This window comes from Cryptosporangium japonicum, assembly GCF_039524755.1.
GTDB classification, from domain to species: Bacteria; Actinomycetota; Actinomycetes; order Mycobacteriales; family Cryptosporangiaceae; genus Cryptosporangium; species Cryptosporangium japonicum.
The window spans coordinates 249,383-268,478 of the sequence record NZ_BAAAGX010000020.1; the positions used below are offsets into that span (position 1 = coordinate 249,383).

At 71.9% G+C, this 19,096-nt stretch carries 23 protein-coding genes; 9 read left to right on the top strand and 14 right to left on the bottom strand.

Annotated elements, in window-relative coordinates; all coding sequences use genetic code 11:
- Positions 1-13: 13 nt before the first annotated feature.
- On the top strand, positions 14-577 hold the full coding sequence (locus tag ABD437_RS26320; RefSeq protein ID WP_344651604.1) for a DUF2975 domain-containing protein: 564 nt from the start codon (positions 14-16) through the stop codon (positions 575-577).
- Positions 577-807: a helix-turn-helix domain-containing protein gene (locus tag ABD437_RS26325; RefSeq protein ID WP_344651605.1), complete on the top strand. Its 231-nt coding sequence runs from the start codon at positions 577-579 to the stop codon at positions 805-807. Before ABD437_RS26320 ends, ABD437_RS26325 begins: the two co-directional genes overlap by 1 nt.
- A 9-nt stretch (positions 808-816) precedes the next feature.
- Here ABD437_RS26325 and ABD437_RS26330 read toward each other — a convergent pair whose 3' ends face one another.
- Positions 817-2,193 (bottom strand): MFS transporter, encoded by a 1,377-nt coding sequence (locus ABD437_RS26330; protein WP_344651606.1) that lies wholly within the window; start codon positions 2,191-2,193, stop codon positions 817-819.
- Between the two features lie 65 nt (positions 2,194-2,258).
- Between ABD437_RS26330 and ABD437_RS26335 the strand changes: the two genes are divergently transcribed.
- Positions 2,259-2,597: an ArsR/SmtB family transcription factor gene (locus ABD437_RS26335; RefSeq protein ID WP_344651607.1), complete on the top strand. Its 339-nt coding sequence runs from the start codon at positions 2,259-2,261 to the stop codon at positions 2,595-2,597.
- A complete protein-coding gene (locus tag ABD437_RS26340; protein WP_344651608.1) occupies positions 2,590-3,024 on the top strand; it encodes an SRPBCC domain-containing protein in 435 nt (144 codons plus the stop codon). The genes ABD437_RS26335 and ABD437_RS26340 overlap by 8 nt, the downstream gene beginning before the upstream one ends.
- A 9-nt stretch (positions 3,025-3,033) precedes the next feature.
- Here ABD437_RS26340 and ABD437_RS26345 read toward each other — a convergent pair whose 3' ends face one another.
- From ABD437_RS26345 to ABD437_RS26355, 3 genes are read right to left on the bottom strand one after another with little or no spacing between them, the layout of a single operon-like run.
- Positions 3,034-3,684, bottom strand: a complete 651-nt coding sequence (locus tag ABD437_RS26345) for an acVLRF1 family peptidyl-tRNA hydrolase (protein WP_344651609.1) — start codon at positions 3,682-3,684, stop codon at positions 3,034-3,036.
- 1 nt (position 3,685) lies between these two features.
- Entirely contained in the window at positions 3,686-4,324 is a 639-nt protein-coding gene (locus tag ABD437_RS26350) for a response regulator transcription factor (RefSeq protein ID WP_344651610.1), read from the bottom strand.
- Positions 4,305-6,191 (bottom strand): sensor histidine kinase, encoded by a 1,887-nt coding sequence (locus ABD437_RS26355; RefSeq protein WP_344651611.1) that lies wholly within the window; start codon positions 6,189-6,191, stop codon positions 4,305-4,307. The genes ABD437_RS26350 and ABD437_RS26355 overlap by 20 nt, the downstream gene beginning before the upstream one ends.
- 147 nt (positions 6,192-6,338) lie before the next feature.
- Here ABD437_RS26355 and ABD437_RS26360 point away from each other — a divergent pair, with 147 nt between their 5' ends.
- Together ABD437_RS26360 and ABD437_RS26365 are read left to right on the top strand one after the other, a co-directional pair.
- Entirely contained in the window at positions 6,339-6,644 is a 306-nt protein-coding gene (locus ABD437_RS26360; protein ID WP_344651612.1) for a hypothetical protein, read from the top strand.
- A gap of 33 nt (positions 6,645-6,677) precedes the next feature.
- Positions 6,678-7,910, top strand: coding sequence for an MFS transporter (locus tag ABD437_RS26365; protein WP_344651613.1), 1,233 nt, complete (start codon positions 6,678-6,680; stop codon positions 7,908-7,910).
- Positions 7,911-7,964: 54 nt separating this feature from the next.
- Here the strand turns inward: ABD437_RS26365 and ABD437_RS26370 are convergent, their stop codons facing one another.
- From ABD437_RS26370 to ABD437_RS26405, 8 genes are all read right to left on the bottom strand, one after another.
- Complete coding sequence (locus ABD437_RS26370; protein ID WP_344651614.1) at positions 7,965-8,318, bottom strand: metal-sulfur cluster assembly factor; 354 nt, start codon at positions 8,316-8,318, stop codon at positions 7,965-7,967.
- Positions 8,315-8,776, bottom strand: coding sequence for a Fe-S cluster assembly sulfur transfer protein SufU (sufU, locus tag ABD437_RS26375; RefSeq protein ID WP_344651615.1), 462 nt, complete (start codon positions 8,774-8,776; stop codon positions 8,315-8,317). Before sufU ends, ABD437_RS26370 begins: the two co-directional genes overlap by 4 nt.
- Entirely contained in the window at positions 8,773-10,050 is a 1,278-nt protein-coding gene (locus ABD437_RS26380; RefSeq protein WP_344651616.1) for a cysteine desulfurase, read from the bottom strand. Before ABD437_RS26380 ends, sufU begins: the two co-directional genes overlap by 4 nt.
- Complete coding sequence (sufC, locus tag ABD437_RS26385) at positions 10,047-10,811, bottom strand: Fe-S cluster assembly ATPase SufC (RefSeq protein ID WP_344651617.1); 765 nt, start codon at positions 10,809-10,811, stop codon at positions 10,047-10,049. Before sufC ends, ABD437_RS26380 begins: the two co-directional genes overlap by 4 nt.
- Entirely contained in the window at positions 10,808-11,137 is a 330-nt protein-coding gene (locus ABD437_RS26390; protein ID WP_344651618.1) for a non-heme iron oxygenase ferredoxin subunit, read from the bottom strand. The genes sufC and ABD437_RS26390 overlap by 4 nt, the downstream gene beginning before the upstream one ends.
- Positions 11,137-12,303: a Fe-S cluster assembly protein SufD gene (sufD, locus tag ABD437_RS26395; RefSeq protein WP_344651619.1), complete on the bottom strand. Its 1,167-nt coding sequence runs from the start codon at positions 12,301-12,303 to the stop codon at positions 11,137-11,139. Before sufD ends, ABD437_RS26390 begins: the two co-directional genes overlap by 1 nt.
- A gap of 107 nt (positions 12,304-12,410) precedes the next feature.
- Positions 12,411-13,877 (bottom strand): Fe-S cluster assembly protein SufB, encoded by a 1,467-nt coding sequence (sufB, locus tag ABD437_RS26400; protein WP_344651620.1) that lies wholly within the window; start codon positions 13,875-13,877, stop codon positions 12,411-12,413.
- A 37-nt stretch (positions 13,878-13,914) separates the two neighbouring features.
- Positions 13,915-14,619 carry a helix-turn-helix transcriptional regulator gene (locus tag ABD437_RS26405; protein WP_425558237.1) on the bottom strand — a complete coding sequence of 235 codons (705 nt, stop codon included), beginning with the start codon at positions 14,617-14,619 and terminating at the stop codon, positions 13,915-13,917.
- 236 nt (positions 14,620-14,855) lie between these two features.
- On the opposite strand from ABD437_RS26405, the gene ABD437_RS26410 reads away from it, so the two are divergent.
- Positions 14,856-15,665 (top strand): AAC(3) family N-acetyltransferase, encoded by an 810-nt coding sequence (locus ABD437_RS26410; protein WP_344651745.1) that lies wholly within the window; start codon positions 14,856-14,858, stop codon positions 15,663-15,665.
- A 77-nt stretch (positions 15,666-15,742) separates the two neighbouring features.
- On the opposite strand, the gene purU is transcribed toward ABD437_RS26410, so the two are convergent.
- Complete coding sequence (gene purU / locus ABD437_RS26415) at positions 15,743-16,603, bottom strand: formyltetrahydrofolate deformylase (RefSeq protein ID WP_344651621.1); 861 nt, start codon at positions 16,601-16,603, stop codon at positions 15,743-15,745.
- A gap of 74 nt (positions 16,604-16,677) precedes the next feature.
- Between purU and ABD437_RS26420 the strand changes: the two genes are divergently transcribed.
- Both ABD437_RS26420 and ABD437_RS26425 read left to right on the top strand, forming a co-directional pair.
- Positions 16,678-17,613, top strand: a complete 936-nt coding sequence (locus ABD437_RS26420; RefSeq protein ID WP_344651622.1) for a COX15/CtaA family protein — start codon at positions 16,678-16,680, stop codon at positions 17,611-17,613.
- Positions 17,613-18,182 carry a hypothetical protein gene (locus ABD437_RS26425; protein WP_344651623.1) on the top strand — a complete coding sequence of 190 codons (570 nt, stop codon included), beginning with the start codon at positions 17,613-17,615 and terminating at the stop codon, positions 18,180-18,182. Before ABD437_RS26420 ends, ABD437_RS26425 begins: the two co-directional genes overlap by 1 nt.
- On the opposite strand, the gene ABD437_RS26430 is transcribed toward ABD437_RS26425, so the two are convergent.
- Entirely contained in the window at positions 18,169-19,089 is a 921-nt protein-coding gene (locus ABD437_RS26430; protein ID WP_344651624.1) for an oxidoreductase, read from the bottom strand. The two genes, ABD437_RS26425 and ABD437_RS26430, sit on opposite strands and share 14 nt — an antisense overlap.
- Between the last annotated feature and the right edge of the window lie 7 nt (positions 19,090-19,096).

A 19,096-nucleotide genomic window follows, 5' to 3' on the forward strand; every position in this document is an offset into this window, starting at 1 on the left:
AAGGGAGACGGCCATGCGACGACGAGGTCACCTCGGGGAGTTCGAGATCCTGCTGGTCGTGGCGCTCGTGATCGGCGGCGTGGGGCTGCTCGTGGGGGCCTGGCGGCTGGTCGCCCGGGAACCGGTCACGGTCGCGGTGGAGGGCGCTCCGGTGCTGGCCGGGCTGGCGCCCGGTGTGCACGCCGACCCGGCCGGCCCGGTGCGGGTGGTCGTGGAGGACCCGACCGGGCCGCAGCTCGCGTGGGAGGCGCTGCGCACCGCGCCCGGGTTCGCGCTGATCGTCTTCACGCTGGTGATGCTCCTGCTGGTGGTGCGTTCCGCCCGCCGGGGTGATCCGTTCTCGGACGCGAACATCCGGCGGCTCGCGCTCACCGGCTGGGTGCTGCTGGTCGGCAGCGCGGTGGCGTTCGGGCTCGAACTGGTCGCCGTCACCCAGCTGTCGCAGAGCGTGTCGGCGTCCGGCGGTGGCGCGACCTACTCGTTCCTCTGGGCGTTCTCGAGCCTCGGGTTCCTGGCCGTGGCCGAAGTGCTCAGGCGGGGCCGGGCGCTCCAGGCCGACCTCGCCGGGGTGGTGTGATGCCGCCGGACGAACAGCACCGGGTCGCGGTGCACATCGACCGGTTGCTGGCCGAGCGGGGCATGACGCTCACGGAGCTGGCGGGCAAGGTCGGCATCACGCTGGCGAACCTGTCGATCCTGAAGAACGGGCGGGCCCGAGCGATCCGGTTCAGCACGCTGACCGCGCTGTGCGAGGTGCTCGACTGCCAGCCGGGCGACCTGTTCACGGTGCCCACCACACCACGCTGATCGGAGCGGTCACGTCGTCGGCCGGTCGGGCCGGGCGGCGATCGTGAGCACACCGATCGCGACCGCGACGGCCGCGGCGACGAGCGCGGCCGCGGTCAGGCCGGTCGCGCCGGAGTAGGTCGTGGTGCCCAGGCTGCCGAGCGTGGCGACGCCGAGCGCGATCCCGAGATCACCGCCGGTCTCCGAGATCGCCGCGGCGGAACCGGCCGCGGCGGCCGGCACGGAGCCGACGATCAGGTCGGTGACCAGGGCGGTGATCGGACCGGCCCCGAGACCGATGAGGACGTTCGCGGCGACGAGCGGTCCGGCTGCCGCGTCGGCACGGGCGAGCACGAGGTAGCCGACCGCGGCGACCGCCATGCCGCCGGCGATCACGTGGGTCGGTGCTAGCCGACGGACGAGTAGCGGCGCGGCCAGGGAACTGACCACGATCGCCAGTGCACCCGGCGCCAGCAACAGCGCGGCCTCCGCCGGCGACCGGCCGACCTCTGCCTGCAGGTGAAGGTTGATCAACAGTGCGGTTCCGCCCATGATCGCGCTGTTCAGCGTCATCGCCGCGACTCCGGCCGAGAACGGGCGGCGGCGGAAGAGCCGGAGGTCCAGCAACGGCTCGGCCAGTCGGCGCTGGCGGTGGACGAACGCGGAGCCGGCGGCCGCCCCGACGACGAGCGCGGTGACGGCGGGCAGCGAGCGGCCCGCACCGGCCAGCTCCTTGATCCCGTAGACCGTCGTGAGCACCGCGCCGAGTGAGAGCAGGACACTGGCCGCGTCGATGCGGCCGGCCGTCTCCTCCGAGCGCTGCTCCGGCAGGACGAACGGCGCGGTCACCAGCAGCAGCACCATCACCGGCACACCGAGCAGGAAGACCGACCCCCACCAGAAGGTCGTCAGCAACGCGCCGCCGAGGATCGGACCGAGCGCGGCGCCGCCCATGAAACAGGCCACCCACACCGAGATCGCGCGGGCCCGCTGAGCCGGCTCGGCGAAGAGGTTGCTGATCAGTGCCAATGTCGACGGCATCAGCGTCGCCGCGGCGACGCCCATCAGGGCGCGGGCCGCGATGAGCATCAATGGTCCGGTCGAGTAGGCGGCGAGAATCGAAGCGCCGGCGAAGAGAACCGCACCGGCCAGCAGCAGACGCCGCCGTCCGAGGCGATCCCCCAGCGTCCCCATCGGGATCAGGAAACCGGCGATCAGCAGTCCGTAGACATCGCTGATCCAGAGCACTTGGACGGCGGTGGGGTGCAGGTCCGCGCTCAGCCGCGGCAGCACCAGGTAGAGAACGCTGAAGTCCAGTGCGAGCAGCAGCGTCGGCAGGGCCAGGACACCCAGACCGACCCACTCGCGACGACCGGCCCCACGGACGGCCTGCGGCTTCGACTCCACGGCACCTCCCAGAAAAGTGAAGCAATCACTTCACCATAGGGAGCCGGCGCGCTAAAGTGAAGTACATGCTTAACCGTCAGGATCCGCTCGACCGCCTGTTCCAGGCCCTCGCCGACGGCACGCGCCGGGCGATCGTCGAGCGGCTCGTCCGAGGTCCGGCCGCGGTCAGCGACCTCGCTCGTCCGTTCGACATGTCGCTCTCGGCCGTGCTGCAACACCTGAACGTGCTGATCGAGAGCGGGCTGGTCGTCTCGGAGAAGTCCGGCCGGGTGCGCACCTGCCGGATCGAACCTGGCGCGATGCGCATGACCGAGGACTGGATCACCCGGCAGCGAACCGGCTGGGAGCGGAGCTTCGACCGCCTCGGCGACATTCTCGACGACTCAGGAGACCGCAATGACTGACCACTCGGTGATCACTTCGACGTTCACCCTGGAGCGCGACTACCCGGTCCCGCCCACCGCGGCGTTCGCGGCCTGGGCCGACCCCGCGATCAAACGCGAGTGGTTCGCGCCCACCGCCGACCACTACGAGCTCGACTTCCGGACCGGCGGTCGCGAGCTGAACCGCTCCGAGGCGCTGACCTTCACCTCGACCTACCACGACATCGTGCCGGGCGAGCGAATCGTCTACGGCTCGGTGCTGGCCAGGAACGACCGTCCGGTGACCGCATCACTCACGACCGTGCAGTTCGTGTCCCACGGGAAGCACACCCGACTCCTGCTGATCGAGCAGGACAGCTTCCTCGACGGCCACGAGGACCCGATGTGGCGCGAACAGGGCACCGCGAGCTGGCTGGACGCGCTGGCCGCAGCGCTGAGCGCCGGGTGAGCACCGGCGCTACGGTGCCACCCGGATCCTGACCGCGCGGAACGCGTCCGGGGTGGCCTCGAGGATCGTGCGGCGCGGGTCGGGGACGGTGAGGAAACGCTCGACCGCCAGCCGGCGCAGGGGTGCCAGCGCCCCGGCCTCGAGCGTGGCGTCGATCGCGGCCCGGTCACCGCCGAGCACGACCGCGTCGAGCGTGCCCACCTCGGGCAAGAGGACGCGCTCGGCGACCGCGGCGGCCGCCTCGGCGAGCTGACGTGCCTGCCCCTCGCGACGCCGGGCGAAGCGCTGCTGCGACCAGCCGCCGGCCTTGTTGCGCCCGTGCACCGGCCGGGTGTCGACCTTGGAGACCACGAGCGTCGTGCCCGCGAAGACCCCGGCCGCGTAGCCACCGAGCCGCACGAGCAGCACCCCCACCCGCCGGTCCAGCCGTGCGTGCGTCACCAGCGCCTCGAGCGGGTCGCGCTCGCCGATCACCAGCGGCGGGAACGGGGCGTGGCACTCGGCGACCGCGCCGTCGCCGCCGTGCACGGTGACCAGGCCGGGCTCGACGTCGGTGCGGCCCGCGCCGTGGCGTTCGGCGAAGCCGGCCAGCCAGCGTTCCAGGCGTTCGGGCGGGATCTCGACCCAGCGTCCTCCCCCGGCGGCCGGCTTTCCTCCCATGTCAGGTCACCCTACGGTTGCCGAGGAAAGCCAGCACGGCCAGGACCCGGCGGTGGTGCTCACCGGTGTCGGCGATCCCGAGCTTGCCGAAGATGCTGCGCATGTGTGACTCGACGGTCCGCTCGGCGAGGTGCAACCGACCGGCGACGCTCGCGTTCGAGTGCCCTTCGGCGACGAGCGCCAGCACCTCGTTCTCCCGGCCGGTGAGCACCGACAGCGCCGGGCGGGCCAGCAGCGCGCCGACCACGTCGGGGTCGAGCGCCGATCCCCCGGCGCCGACCCGGCGGACGGCCTCGAGGAAGTCGTCGACGCGCAGCACCCGGTCCTTCAGCAGGTACCCGAACCCGCCGCCGGCGACCAGCGCGACCGAGTGGCGCGTCTCCACGTGCTGGGACAGCAGCATCATCGGCAGGTGGGGGTGGCGTTCCCGTAACCGGCCCGCGGCGCGGGCCCCGTCGTCGGTCATCGTCGGCGGCATCCGGACGTCGATCACCGCGAGGTCCGGGCGGAGCTCCTCGACGCCGTCGAGGAGCGCGTCCGCGTCGCCGAGCTGGGCCACCACCTCGTGGCCGCCCTCTCCGAGCAGCCGCACCAGGCCCTCCCGGAACAACACGGAATCGTCAGCGACCAGTACGCGCACGGGCGATCTCCACGATGACGGTGGTGCCGTCGCCCGGCGGGCTGTGCACCTCGAGCGTGCCGCCGACCGCGGCGATCCGGTCACGCACCGACGGGAGGTCGGCCGTGGCGCCGCCGACCCCGTCGTCGGCCACCTCGACCCGCAACCGGTCGGGGTCACCGCTCACCGCGATCCGGACCCGGCCGGCCCCCGCGTGCTTCAACGCGTTCGCGAAGGCCTCGGCGACCAGGTAGTACACGCTCGTCGCGACGGCGTCGGACGCCGGGACGTCGGCCACCGCGAGCTCGACCGGGATCGGGCTGTCGGCGACCAGCGCACGCAGCGCGACCGGCAGCCCGTCGTCGAGCAGGCTCGGACGGATGCCCTGCGCGAGCCGGCGCAGCTCCGCGATCGTCGCCTCCAGCGACTCGACCGCGACGTCCAGCTCACGCGACGCGGCCGGCGCGACCGTCCGCTGGAGCGACCGCAGGCGCATGCCGACCGCGACGATGCGCTGCTGGGCGCCGTCGTGGAGGTCCCGTTCGAGTTTCCGGCGTTCCGCCGCGGTGGCCTCGAGCAACCGCAGACGGCTCGCGCTGACCTCGCGCAGTGCGTCGCGCAGCTGCAGTTGGAGGCGGGCGACCTCGATCGGGAGCCGGGCCTCGACCGCGGCCTCACGGGCTCGGCGCAGCCGCCGGGCCGACACCGTGCCGAGCGCCAGCACACCCACGTCGGCGTCGCCGGAGCGCAACGGGATCGTGTGTTCGGGCGGACGGCCGGACCGCTCGACATGGTCGGCGCCGGGAGCACGCAGCAGCAGCCGCAGACCGGGGTCGTCCAGGACGGTCCGCAGCACGGTCTCCGTCCGTTCCGGAGCGGCCTCCCCGTCCCGGACCGCGCGGACGAACGCGCGGAGGCGGGCGAGGCGGACGTAGCGGTCGCGGTCGACGAGCCGGCCGACCAGTTCGGACAGCCGCCGGTGCAGCGGCTGCAGCGCCAGCGCGGTGACGAACGCGGCGCCGGTGACGCCCAGCCGGCTGTCGGCACCGAGCGCGCCGCCCACCGCCACCACGCCGGCGAACACCGCGGCCGAGAGCACGGTCGTGGCGAGCCAGGACAGCGACTCACCGAGCAGCCGGTCGACGTCGAACAGGTCGTACCAGAGCACCGCGACGATCACCGCGGCCGGAACCGCGAGCAGCATCGCCAGCAGGAACCCGGTGTAGGCCACGGCGGGGGACGCGCCGAACGACTGCGCCACCCAGCCGGCGGCCAGCAGCACCGGCACGGTTCCGGCGCCGAGCACCAGCCAGCGCAGCTGCTGCCGGGTGACCTCACCGCCGCGCCGGTACCGCCGGACGAGCGCGGCCACCGCGGTGCCGAGCGCGGCGAGACACGTGCCGAACGCGAGCGCGGCCGCGCCGGCGAGCACCGGAGCGGGTGCGGTGTCGACCGCGACCGCGCCGGCGGCGTTCACGACCACGCCGGCGGCCCCGGTCAGCCACGCCGCTCGACGCCAGCGCGCCCCGGGGAGCAGACCGTCCGGAAAGACCAGGCAGAGCGCCACGAAGCCGGCCAGATTCCAGACCCAGACGCCCGGTGCGACGACCCCGAGCGGTCCCGAACCGGGCCGCGCACCCCAGTTCTCGACCGCGAACACCACCGCCGGGGCCGCACCGACCCAGCTCAACGCGGGCCCGACCGGGTTGTGCGGCGTCCGGGCGCCGAGCAGCGCACCGAGCACGACCGGAACCGCGAGCACGCCCAGGACGACGGCGGTGAGCGCGATCGGGTCGCCGGGGCCGGCGAACGAGTACGCGAGCTGTCCCGCCGCACCGGCGACGAAGGCCGCGACGGGCGCCATCCGCACCGGCCGGCGAGCCACCATGGCGCTGATCGTGCCTCGTCCGACCGGCGCGCGCATCAGTGCCAGCACGCAGGTCGGATCCGCAGGTCAGTGCGGTGGTGGCCGGGATGGTCGGCCGCGCGGTGCACGACCGACGCTGGGGGCACCCGATTCGAAAGGACCCCGGAGATGGAACTGATCCTTCTCGTCGTCGCCCCGCTGCCGCTCGGATTCCTGGTCCGGTCCCGGTCGGCCGCGTTCGTCGCGTACATCGCGCTCCAGTCGTTCGTCTTCACGTTCCAGAGCACCGCGTTGACGCTGGAGTGGGTGCGTGGCTCCACCGCCGCGTTCGAGCGCGACGGCGCGACCCCCTGGCCGTATCTGCTGTTCAACGCCGTGATCTACGGGCTGGGCCTCGGCCTGGTGGCGCTCGGCGCCCGGCTCCGGGCCCGCCGCGAGGCCCGCCGGAGCGCCCCCGTCGAGCTGGCCGGGTAGGTCGGGCCGGCCCGGTAATTCGCTTGCCGCCCGGTGTCTGCTGACGCTGTGGCGGCTTACCGGGTGTACCTCGGGATCTCGTTCGCGCTGGCGGCGACGACCGGCCTCGTCTACACGACGGTCGTCGTCTACCGGGTGGACGCCGCCGGGTTGAACCCGCTGCAGCTCGTGCTGGTGGGGACCGTGCTCGAGGCCGCGTACTTCGGTTTCCAGCTGCCGACCGGGGTGCTGGCCGACCTCGGCAGCAGCCGGGCGTGCGTAGTGTTCGGGGTCGCCGTCCTGGGCGCCGGGCTCCTGGTGGAGGGGGCGTGGCCGACCTTCGCCGGGATCCTGGCCGCGCAGGTGGTCGGCGCGCTGGGGTACGCGCTGGTGAGCGGGGCGCTCGAGGCCTGGATCGCCGGGGAGGTCGGCACCGGCGATCTCACCCGGGTGTACCTGCGCGGGTCCCAGGCCGGGCTGGCCGGCACGCTGCTGGGCACCGCGGCGAGCGGCCCGGTCGCTGGAGGGCGCCTGAACCTCCCGCTGCTCACCGGCGGCGCGCTTCTCCTCGCGACCGCGGCGGTCCTCGTCGTGGTCATGCCCGAGCGCGCCCGAACCCGCCCCGACTCGGAGCCGGGGGCGGTGGAGACGGTGCGGGCGGCGTGGCGGCTGATCCGCGTCCGGCCGGCGTTCGTGCTGGTGTTCGTGGTGGTGGCGCTCGTGGGCGGGTGGAGCGAGGCGATCGACCGGCTCTGGGGAGCGCACCTGCTGGCGAACCACCGGCTGCCCGGCCCGGACGCGACGCTGTGGTTCAGCCTGCTCGGGGTGGTGGCGACCCTGCTCGGGCTGGTGGTCACGCAGGTGCTGGCCACCCGCACCGCGGAGACCCTGCGCACGCTCCTGGCGATCGTGGCCGCGCTGCTGGGAACCACGATCGTGTTCGGCCTGGCCACGAACGTGTGGGTCGCGATCGGTGCCGCGCTCGCGCTCGCGGCCGCACGCACCGCGTTCGCGCCGGTGCTGAGCGCGTGGCTGGTCGAGCGAACCGACCCCGGCGTCCGCGCGACGGTGCTCTCCACCCGCGACATGTTCGACGCCACCGGCCAGGTGCTCGGCGGCCCGGCCCTCGGCGCGATCGGCACCTGGTGGTCGCTGCGCGCCGCCCTGCTCGCCGGCGCCAGCGCCCTGGCCCCGGCGGCCGTTCTGCTGATCACCGCGCGCCGTCGCCTCCGCGCCGCGACCGCGCCGGGAACCACCACGGCCCCTCGGCCCGAGAGCACGCGCTGAACGCACGAACCCCCGCCACCCATCGGGGTGGCGGGGGTTCGCGGGACGCGGAACTCAGACGTTGAAACCGAGAGCGCGCAGCTGCTCGCGGCCATCGTCGGTGATCTTGTCGGGGCCCCACGGGGGCATCCAGACCCAGTTGACGCGGAAGTCCTCGACCAGGCCACCGCTGACGAGCGCGGCCCGGGTCTGGTCCTCGATCACGTCGGTCAGCGGACACGCCGCCGACGTGAGCGTCATGTCGATCGTGGCGACGTTCGCGTCGTCGACGTGGATGCCGTAGACGAGCCCGAGGTCGACCACGTTGATGCCGAGCTCGGGGTCGACCACGTCACGCATGGCCTCTTCGACGTCGTCGATCTTCGCGATGTCCAGGGCGGCACCGCCGCCGGCTACCGGCTCCGTCATGCCTCAGCCCCTTCTTTGGCGACGGCCTGCGCCGTCGCGTCCTTGAACGCCATCCACGCCAGCAGCGCGCATTTCACCCGCGCCGGGTACTTCGCGACACCGGCGAACGCGATCGCGTCCTCCAGCACTTCCTCGTCCGGCTCGATCTGCCCACGCGACTGCAGCAGCTCGACGAACGTGTCGACGGTGGCGAACGCTGTGTCGACCGACTGCCCGACGATCAGCTCGTGCAGTACCGAGGCCGACGCCTGGCTGATCGAGCACCCGGCACCGTCGTACGACACGTCGACGACCGACTCACCATCGAGGTGCACCCGCAACGTGACCTCGTCACCACAGGTCGGGTTGACGTGGTGCACCTGCGCCTCGAACGGGTCGCGCAGACCCTTCCCGTGCGGGTGCTTGTAGTGGTCCAGGATGATCTCCTGGTACATCGAATCGCCGAATAGTCCGCTCATGACCCGAAGAACCTCACAACCTGGTTCAACCCGTCGACGAGCGCATCAATTTCCGCTTCGGTCGTATAGAGGTAGAACGAGGCCCTGGTCGTCGCCGGAACACCGAACCGCACGCAGGTCGGACGGGCGCAGTGATGCCCCACCCGCACCGCGATGCCCAGCTCGTCGAGGTACTGGCCGATGTCGTGCGGGTGGATCTCCCCGAGCGAGAACGAGATCGTCCCGCCCCGGTTCTCCGCGGTGTCGGGGCCGACGATCGTGAGCCCGGGAACCGACTTCAGCCGCGGCAGCGCGTACTCCACCAGCCGGTGCTCGTGCGCCTGGATGTTCTCCAGCCCCAGGTCGGTCAGGTACCGCACGGCCGCGCCGAGCCCGACGGCCTCGGCGATCATCGGCGTGCCGGCCTCGAACCGGTGCGGGATCTCGGCGAACGTCGAGCCGTCCATCGAGACGGTCTCGATCATCTCGCCGCCACCGAGGAACGGCGGCATCGAGTTCAGCAGGTCGGCCCGGCCCCAGAGCACTCCGATGCCGGTGGGGCCGACCATCTTGTGCCCGGTGAACGCGATGAAGTCGACGCCCAGGTCGGCCACGTTCACCGGCATGTGCGGCACCGACTGCGACGCGTCGAGCATCACCAGCGCGCCCACCTGGCGGGCCCGCGACACGATCGGCTCGACCGGGTTCTGGGTGCCGAGGATGTTCGACTGGTGGACGTAGGAGACGAACCGCGTCCGCTCGTTGATCAGCGTGTCGAGTTCGGACAGGTCGAGCCGTCCGTCGTCGGTGATCCGGAACCACCGCAGCGTCGCGCCGGTGCGCTGGCAGAGCAGCTGCCACGGCACGATGTTCGAGTGGTGCTCCATCTCCGAGATCACGATCTCGTCGCCCGGGCCCACCAGCGGGAACTCCGAGTCGGCCGGGCGGCCGGCGGTGTTGCCGAGCGAGTACGCGACGAGGTTGAGCGCCTCGGACGAGTTCTTCGTGAAGATGACCTCGTTGCGGCTCGGCGCGTGGATCAGGCCGGCCACCGCGTCACGCGCGGCCTCGTAGGCCAGCGTCGCCTCCGAGCCGAGCGTGTGCACGGCCCGGGCGACGTTGGCGTTGTGGCGGGCGAGGTGCTCGCTCATGGCGTCGATGACGACTTGCGGCTTTTGTGAAGTGTTTGCCGAGTCGAGGTAGATCACGGGAACGCCGTCGCCGCCGCCCTCGGTGTGCAGGCGACGGGAGAGGATCGGAAAGTCCTTCCGAACCAGCTCGACGTCATAGCTCATGAGGTGGCTCCGGCGGTGAGGAAGCGCTCGTACCCCGAGGCCTCGAGCTCGTCCGCGAGTTCCGGGCCGCCCTCCTCGACGATGCGCCCGCCGACGAACACGTGCACGAAGTCCGGCTTGATGTAGCGCAGGATCCGCGTGTAGTGCGTGATCAGCAGCGTGCCCAGCTCGCCGGACGCCTTGGCCCGGTTCACGCCCTCGGAGACGACGCGCAGCGCGTCGATGTCGAGGCCGGAGTCGGTCTCGTCGAGGATCGCGACCTTCGGCTTGAGCAGCTCGAGCTGGAGGATCTCGTGGCGCTTCTTCTCACCACCGGAGAAGCCCTCGTTGACGTTGCGCTCGGCGAACGACTGGTCGACGCCGAGCTGCTCCATCGCGCCCTTGACCTCCTTCACCCAGGTGCGCAGCTTCGGCGCCTCGCCCCGGACCGCGGTGGCCGCGGTGCGCAGGAAGTTCGACACCGAGACGCCGGGCACCTCGACCGGGTACTGCATCGCGAGGAACAGGCCGGCGCGGGCCCGCTCGTCGACGCTCATCGCGAGGACGTCCTCGCCGTCGAGCAGCACCGCGCCGCTGGTGACGGTGTACTTCGGGTGCCCGGCGATCGAGTAGGCCAGCGTGGACTTGCCGGAGCCGTTCGGCCCCATGATCGCGTGGGTCTCCCCCGACTTCACGGTGAGGTCGACCCCGCGCAGGATCGGCTTGCTGTCCTCGCCCGTGTTGACGCTGACGTGCAGGTCGCGGATCTCGAGCGTGCTCACTGGGGTGACTCCTGGTCGTTTGTCAGAGATACAAGAACGTCGTCGCCGTCGACCCGCACCGGGTAGACGGGCACCGGCTTGGTGGCCGGCAGGCCGGTGGGTTTGCCCGAGCGCAGGTCGAAGCGCGAGCCGTGCAGCCAGCACTCGATCGCGCAGTCCTCCACGTCGCCCTCGGAGAGCGGGACGATCGCGTGCGAACACTCGTCGCGGATCGCGAAGAACTCGCCGTTGCTCCGGACCACCGCGACCGGCTGACCGTCGAGTTCGACGGCGAGGGCGCCTTCCTCCTCGACGTCGGCCACCGCGCAGACCCTGGTGTACGTCATCACGCGCCTGCCTTGGCCAGCCGGGCGTCGATCGTGGCGGTGATGGCCTCGACCAGCTCCGGGTCGCCGATCTTCTGGGTGATCTCGGCGAAGAAGCCGCGGACCACCAGGCGCCGGGCCTCGTCGGCGGGGATGCCCCGCGACTGCAGGTAGAACAGCTGCTCGTCGTCGAAGCGGCCGGTGGCGCTGGCGTGGCCGGCGCCGACGATCTCGCCGGTCTCGATCTCGAGGTTGGGCACCGAGTCGGCGCGTGCGCCGTCGGTGAGCACCAGGTTGCGGTTGATCTCGTACGTGTCGGTGCCGGTGGCCTCGTCCTGGATCAGCACGTCGCCGACCCAGACCGTGTGCGCGTCCGCGCCCTGCAGCGCGCCCCGGTAGACGACGTTCGAGCGGCAGTCGGGCACCGAGTGGTCGACGAACAGCCGGTGCTCGAGGTGCTGGCCGGCGTCGGCGAAGTAGATGCCGTACGCGTCGACCTCGCCGCCGCGCCCGGTGAACTCCACCGACGTGTACTGCCGGACCAGGTCGCCGCCGAGCGTCACCGCGATGTGGGTGATCCGCGCGTCGCGGCCGAGCTTGATGCGCTGGTGCTGCAGCTGCACCGAGTCGGCCGACCAGTCGGTGCGGGTGACGAGCGTGACGCCCGCGTTGTCGCCGACGAGGATCTCGACGTTGTCGGCCAGCGCGACGTTGCCGGCCTGGTCGAGCAGGATCTTGACCTCGGCGTTCGGCTTGATGTCGAGGACCAACTGGCGGTAGCTGGCCTTGCTCGCGTCCCGGCCGGTGAGGTCGATGACGACGTACTCGTCGACGACCCCGTCGACCGTGACGACGGTGGCCTGCCCGGCCCGGCCGTAGGCCTCGGCCGAGGGCCGGTCGAACGGGGTCAGCGCGCTCCCGACCCGTGGGTCGTCGGTGCCCACGTGCTCGATCCGGACGCCCTCCGCTGCGCCGACGCGCTCGTCGAGCGCGTCGGCGGCGGGTTCGGCGCTGCTGTCGTGCAGGCCGCGGAGCCGGTCGAGCGGCGTGAACCGCCACTCTTCCTCCCGGCCGGTGAGCCGGGGGAAGTCGGCCACGTCGTAGGAGCGCAGCGCCTCGGCCTTGCTGGCCGGCGGCTTGCCGTCGACGGGGCCACCGTGGCTGTGGGCAGCGACATCGCTAGACACTTACTCGTTCCCTCTTCGATCGTCGTCAATGTGAGCGCGGTAGAAGCGGCACTCTGAGCAACCCTGCGAAAAGACGCCATAGATCGCCCGCGGCCGCGGAGCGGCCGCTAACCAACCGCGCCTTCCATCTGGAGCTCGATGAGGCGGTTGAGCTCCAGCGCGTACTCCATCGGGAGCTCGCGGGCGATCGGCTCGACGAAGCCGCGGACGATCATCGCCATCGCCTCGTCCTCGGTCAGTCCTCGGCTCATCAGGTAGAACAGCTGGTCGTCGCTGATCTTGGAGACCGTGGCCTCGTGCCCCATCGCCACGTCGTCCTCACGGACGTCGACGTAGGGGTAGGTGTCGGAGCGGGAGACCGTGTCGACCAGGAGCGCGTCGCACTTCACCGTCGACTTCGAGCCGACCGCGCCGTCGAGCACCTGCACCAGACCGCGGTAGGAGGTGCGGCCGCCGCCGCGGGCCACCGACTTGGAGACGATCGTCGACGAGGTGTTCGGGGCCGCGTGCACCATCTTGGCGCCGGCGTCCTGGTGCTGACCCTCGCCCGCGAACGCGATCGAGAGCACCTCGCCCTTGGCGTGCTCACCGGTCATGAAGACGGCCGGGTACTTCATCGTCACCTTGGAGCCGATGTTGCCGTCGATCCACTCCATGGTGGCGCCCTCGTGGCAGACCGCGCGCTTGGTGACCAGGTTGTACACGTTGTTCGACCAGTTCTGGATCGTCGTGTACCGGCAGCGGGCGTTCTTCTTCACGATGATCTCGACGACCGCGGAGTGCAGCGAGTCCGACGAGTAGATCGGCGCCGTGCAGCCCTCGACGTAGTGCACGTAGGCACCCTCGTCGACGATGATCAGCGTCCGCTCGAACTGGCCCATGTTCTCGGTGTTGATCCGGAAGTAGGCCTGCAGCGGGATCTCGACGTGCACGCCCTTCGGCACGTAGATGAACGAGCCACCGGACCAGACCGCGGTGTTCAGCGCGGCGAACTTGTTGTCGCCGACCGGGATCACCGAGCCGAAGTACTCCTTGAAGATGTCCTCGTGCTCCTTGAGCGCGGTGTCGGTGTCGAGGAAGACGACGCCCTGCTCCTCGAGGTCCTCACGGATCTTGTGGTAGACGACCTCGGACTCGTACTGGGCCGCGACACCGGCGACGAGGCGCTGCTTCTCCGCCTCCGGGATGCCGAGCTTGTCGTAGGTGGCCTTGATGTCCTCGGGAAGCTCTTCCCAGCTCTGGGCCTGCTTCTCGGTGGAGCGCACGAAGTACTTGATGTTGTCGAAGTTGATGCCGCCGAGGTCGGCGCCCCAGTCGGGCATCGGCTTCTTGCCGAACAGGGTCAGACCACGCAGGCGACGGCGGAGCATCCACTCGGGCTCGGACTTCTTCGCCGAGATGTCCCGGACCACGGCTTCGTTCAGACCACGGGTGGCGGCCGCGCCGGCCACGTCGTTGTCGGACCAGCCGAACTGGTAGTTGCCCAGCGCCGCGATCTGCTCGTCCTGCGTGAGCGGCACGGTCGCGACGGGCGCGCCGGCCTCCGAGCGGTTCTCGGGCGTGATGGCGGTCATGAGGACGTCCTCCCGGGACGGGTGTGGGTCAGGTGGTTCAAACTGCTTTGCGCACCGGTATGTGCGTCGTACAGACGCCGTCGCCGTGCGCGATCGTCGCGAGCCGTTGGACGTGGCTGCCGAGCAACCGGGAGATGACCGCGGTCTCGGCTTCGCACAGCTGCGGGAACTCGGCCGCGACCTGGGCGACCGGGCAGTGGTGCTGGCACAGCTGCCCGCCGCCGGCCAGAGCCGACGCACTGGCCGCGTAGCCCTCCGCGGAGAGCGCACCGGCCAGGGCCTCGGCGCGGGCCAGCGGGTCGTCCCCCGCGTCGGCCATCGCCGAGCGGCACCGCTCCTCGAGCACCCGGACGCGCTCGGCGGCGAACGTCGCCACCGCGTCCTGCCCGTGGAGGCGGGCCAGGAACCGGAGCACCTCGGCGGCCAGATCGTCGTACATGTGCGGGAACGTCTGCCGGCCGGCGTCGGTGAGCACGAATTCCTTGGCCGGGCGCCCGCGGCCGCGCGGACCGCGGCCGGGCTTCTCCCGGCTCTCGACGGCCCCTTCGGCCAGCAGGGCGTCGAGGTGGCGGCGGACCGCGGCCGGGGTGAGCCCGAGCCGTTCGCTCAGATGCGTGGCGGTGGCGCCGCCGTCCTCGAGCAGCATTCGGGTGATCCGGTCGCGCGTTTTCACGTCAGAGCCCAGCCGGACGTCGGCACCCGGGGTGGGTGCCGCCGCGGTGGGCGTCTCGACGTTTTTCACAACATCATTGTTGCGGATATCCGCGCACCCGGCCAGTTCGGGTTACGCGGCGGTAGCAGTGAACAGGATCACGCAGGGTAGCCTAACCTGACTTCGAGACTTCCGTGATTGCTGTGATCTGGGGGGATTCCCGCGTGGCGGCCGCGTGCACCGTTCGCACCCACGGCACTATCTCCCCCGTGATCGTCCCGTCGAATTACGCAACACCGCCGGCCCTGGACCGCGAAGCCGCGGTCGTGGCCCGCACGCCGGCGCCGCGCACCCGGCGGACGCTCGCCGCCGACCTGCGCGCGCTCGGCGTGGAACCCGGCGACGTCCTGCTCGTGCACACCGCGCTCTCGGCGCTCGGCTGGGTGGCCGGGCGCGAACAGGCGGTCATCCTGGCCCTGCAGGACGCGGTCGGGCCGACCGGCACGATCGTCGTGCCGACACAGACCGGCAGCAACTCCGACCCGGCCGAGTGGCAGGCGCCCGCGGTGCCGTCGGACTGGTGGGACGCGATCCGCGACGGGATGCCGGCGTTCGACCCGGCACGCACGCCGTCCGACGGCATGGGCTGGCTGCCCGAGACGCTGCGCTCCTGGCCGGGGGCGATCCGCAGCGGGCACCCGCAGACGTCGTTCGCCGCGCTCGGCCCGGCCGCGTCGGACCTGCTGCGCCGGCACGACCTGGACTGCCGGTTCGGGAACCGCTCGCCGCTCTCGGCGCTGGCCGCGGCCGGGGCCAGGGTGCTGCTGCTCGGCGCCGGCTACGACACCTGCACCGCGTTCCACCTCGGCGAGGCGCGCTCGGCCGGGGCGCCCCGGGAGCGGCTGTCGTGCGCGGCGCTGGACTCCGACGGCGAACGCCGCTGGGTGCGGTACGTCGACGTGGTGGCCGACGAACGGGACTTCGCCGCGCTGGGTGCGGCGTTCGAGGCCACCGGCGCGGTCACGACCGGGCCGGTGGGGAGCGCCACCGGCCGCCTGTTCGCCCTGGACGAAGCCGCCCGCTTCGCCGCTACCTGGATCCCCGCCAACCGGACGGGCTGGAGCACCGGCGGGTAGCGGGCGCGACGAGCTCCCGGGCCTACGACCGATTCCCGGCCCTTCCCGGGCCGTGGAAGGCCCGGAGAAGCCGTCCGTCAGTCGAAGACCACCGTGCGGTCGCCGTTGAGCAGCACCCGGTGCTCCACGTGCCACCGCACCGCCCGGGAGAGCGCCAGGCACTCGACGTCCCGGCCCACCGCGACCATCTCGTCGGGGCTGTCGGTGTGGTCGACCCGGGCCACCTCCTGCTCGATGATCGGCCCCTCGTCGAGCGCACCGGTGACGTAGTGGGCGGTCGCGCCGATCAGCTTGACGCCACGCGCGTGCGCCTGGTGGTAGGGGCGGGCGCCCTTGAAGCTCGGCAGGAACGAGTGGTGGATGTTGATCGCCCGTCCGGCCAGGTCACGGCACAGGTCGTCGGAGAGCACCTGCATGTAGCGGGCGAGCACGACCAGGTCGATCCGCTGCTCCTCGACCAGCGCGCGCAGCTTCTCCTCCTGCTGCGGCTTGGTGTCGGGCGTCACCGGGAGGTGGTGGAACGGGACGTTGTGCCAGCGGGCGAGCGCGGCGAAGTCCGGGTGGTTGGACACGATCGCCGGCACGTCGATCTTCAACGCACCGGTCTCGCGTCGGAACAGCAGGTCGTTGAGGCAGTGCCCCTGCTTGCTGACCAGGATCAGCACCCGCGGGCGCACGGCCAGGTCGTGCACCGCCCACTCCATGCCGAACTCGGTCGCGGTCGCGGCGAACTCCTCGCGCAGCCCCCCGACGGTCGCGCCGGCCGGACCGCTGATGTGCACCCGCATGAAGAAACGACCGGTGAACGGGTCACCGAACTGCTGGCTCTCCAGGATGTTGCAACCGGCGGCGGCGAGTTGGCCGGCGACCGCGTGAACGATGCCTGGACGATCGGCGCAGGAGAGCGTCAGGACGTACTGGGGGGACGATTCGGGCACGTCGTGGAGGCTACCCGCCGACCCCGTCCATCCCGTTCCCGGGGAGAACGTCTACAGCCCATAGAATGCCCGCCATGAGCACCGCGACCGCGCAGCCCGCGACGGCCCCGCCCCGGGAACCCGGCCGGTTCGACCGTCTCCGGAACGCACCGAAGCTCGTACGGTGGCTCGCGTTCGGCACGATCGTCGGCAACATCGTGATCGTGCTCACCGGGGTGGCGGTGCGGCTGTCCGGGTCCGGCCTGGGCTGCCCCACCTGGCCCAAGTGCACCGACGACAGCTACACGAACACGCCCGAGTACGGCATCCACGGCTACATCGAGTTCGGCAACCGGCTGCTGACGTTCGTGCTCTCGGCGATCGTCGGCGCGGCGATCATCCTGGTCTGGCTCCAGCGGCGGCGGCGCCGGTCGCTGGTCTGGCTGTCGCTGGCCCAGTTCTTCGGCATCGTGGCCCAGGCGGTGGTCGGCGGCATCACCGTGCTCACCGGGCTCAACCCGTGGACGGTGTCCGCACACTTCCTGGTCTCGATGGCGCTGATCTACGCCGGCTACGCGTTCTGGCACCGCACCGGCGAGGGCGACGGGCCGCGCGAGTGGCGCGTCGGGGTGCCGCTGCGGTGGCTGGCCCGGGCCATTCCGATCGCGGCCGGGCTCACGATCGTGATCGGCACCGTGGTCACCGGCAGCGGCCCGCACTCCGGCGACCGCGGCGCCGGGCGCACCGGGTTCGACCCGGCCCTGGTCAGCCAGCTCCACGCCGACGCGGTGTTCCTGCTGATCGGGCTGACGATCGGCGGCGTGTTCGCGTTCCGCGCGGTGCCGGTGGCCCGCAACGCCGTGCTCGCGCTGCTCGTCGTCGAGCTGGCCCAGGGGCTGATCGGGTACGTGCAGTACTTCACGCACCTGCCGGTGCTGCTGGTCGCGCTGCACGTGCTCGGCGCGGCCGTGCTCTGGGTCTACGCGGTACGGGTGCTGTTCACGGTGCGGGAGCGACCTACAGTCGCCTAGTGGAGCTCAGACCTGAACAAGGTGGCCGGGGGCGCGGTGTCGCGGCGGTCATCGAGGGATTCTTCGGCGCGATGTGGTTCGCCTGGGCCACCAGCAGCGCGCCCGGCTGGCTGTTACCGGTGCTGATCGCCGGGGCGGTGGCCGGCCTGGCGGTGGTGGTGCTCGGCGTCGTCCTCGCCCGGCGGAGCCCGTCCGGCTCGTCGCCGATGGCCGACCCGGCGGTCCGCAAGCGCTACAACATCATCGTCGCGGTGGAGTTCGGGCTGATCTTCGCCGGCGCCGCCGTGCTCGGCCAGGTCGCCGAGGGCTACATCGCGGCCTGGATCGCGTTGATCGTCGGGCTGCACTTCGTGCCGCTCGGCCGCGTCTTCGCCCAGCGGCTGCTCGAGGCCGCGGGCTGGGTGATCACGGCCGTCGCGGTCGTCGCCGCGGTGGTCGCACTGGCCACGGACGGTGAGACCAGCACGGTCGCCGGCATCGGGGCCGGCGTCACGCTCGTCGCCACCGGCGTGCTGACCTTCCTGGGTGTCCGCGTGTTCGGCGACGGTCAGCCGGTCACGGAACGCTGACGCCGGTGGCGCGCTCGGAGAGGTCCCAGAGCCGCCGGGCGTGCGTCTCGTCGTAGCCGGTCGCGGTGTAGCGCACCCGCACCGGGTGGCCGCGGTACTCCCCCGGCCCGGACGGCCCGTAGTACTCGCCGCCCCGGACCGCCGGATCGGCCGCCGCACGCAGCGTGGGCAGCGCTCCGACCCGGTCGGACTGGCCCAGCACCTTCGTCGCCGCGCTCGACACGCGGGTCCAGAGCGTCGCTCCGTCCGCACCCGGCCCGGTGGTCACCAGGTTCGTGTCGGTGTACCCGGGGTGCGCGCCGACGCTCAGCACCGCCGCGCCGGCCGCACGCAGCCGCCGGTCGAGCTCGAGCGTGAACCACGCGTTCGCGAGCTTGGAGAAGCTGTACGCGCCGGTCGCCGAGTACGACCGCTCGCTCTGCGGATCGTCGAGCTGGGCGGCCCGGCCGAACCGGTGCATAACGCTGCTCACGGTCACCACCCGGGCGCCCGGACGGTTACGCAGCCGGGGCAGCAGCAGGCCGGTGAGCGCGAAATGACCCAGGTGGTTGGTGCCGAACTGCAGCTCGAAGCCCTGAGCGGTGGTGTGCCGGCTGGGCACGTGCATGATCCCGGCGTTGTTGATCAGCAGATCCACGTCATCGGAGGTGGCCGCGGCGAACGCGCGGACCGAATCCAGGTCGGCCAGGTCGAGCGGGCGCACCTGCGCCGACGCGCCCGGCACCGCCGCACGCAGGCGGGCGAGCGCCTCGGCGCCGCGGCCGGCGTGCCGGACCGCGAGCACGACCGACGCTCCGGCGCGGGCCAACCCTTCCGCGGTGCGGTAGCCCAGGCCGCTGTTGGCGCCGGTGACGATCGCCACCCGGCCGGTCAGGTCGGGCAGGTCGGCGGCGGTCCAGCGGGCCACGACGGCC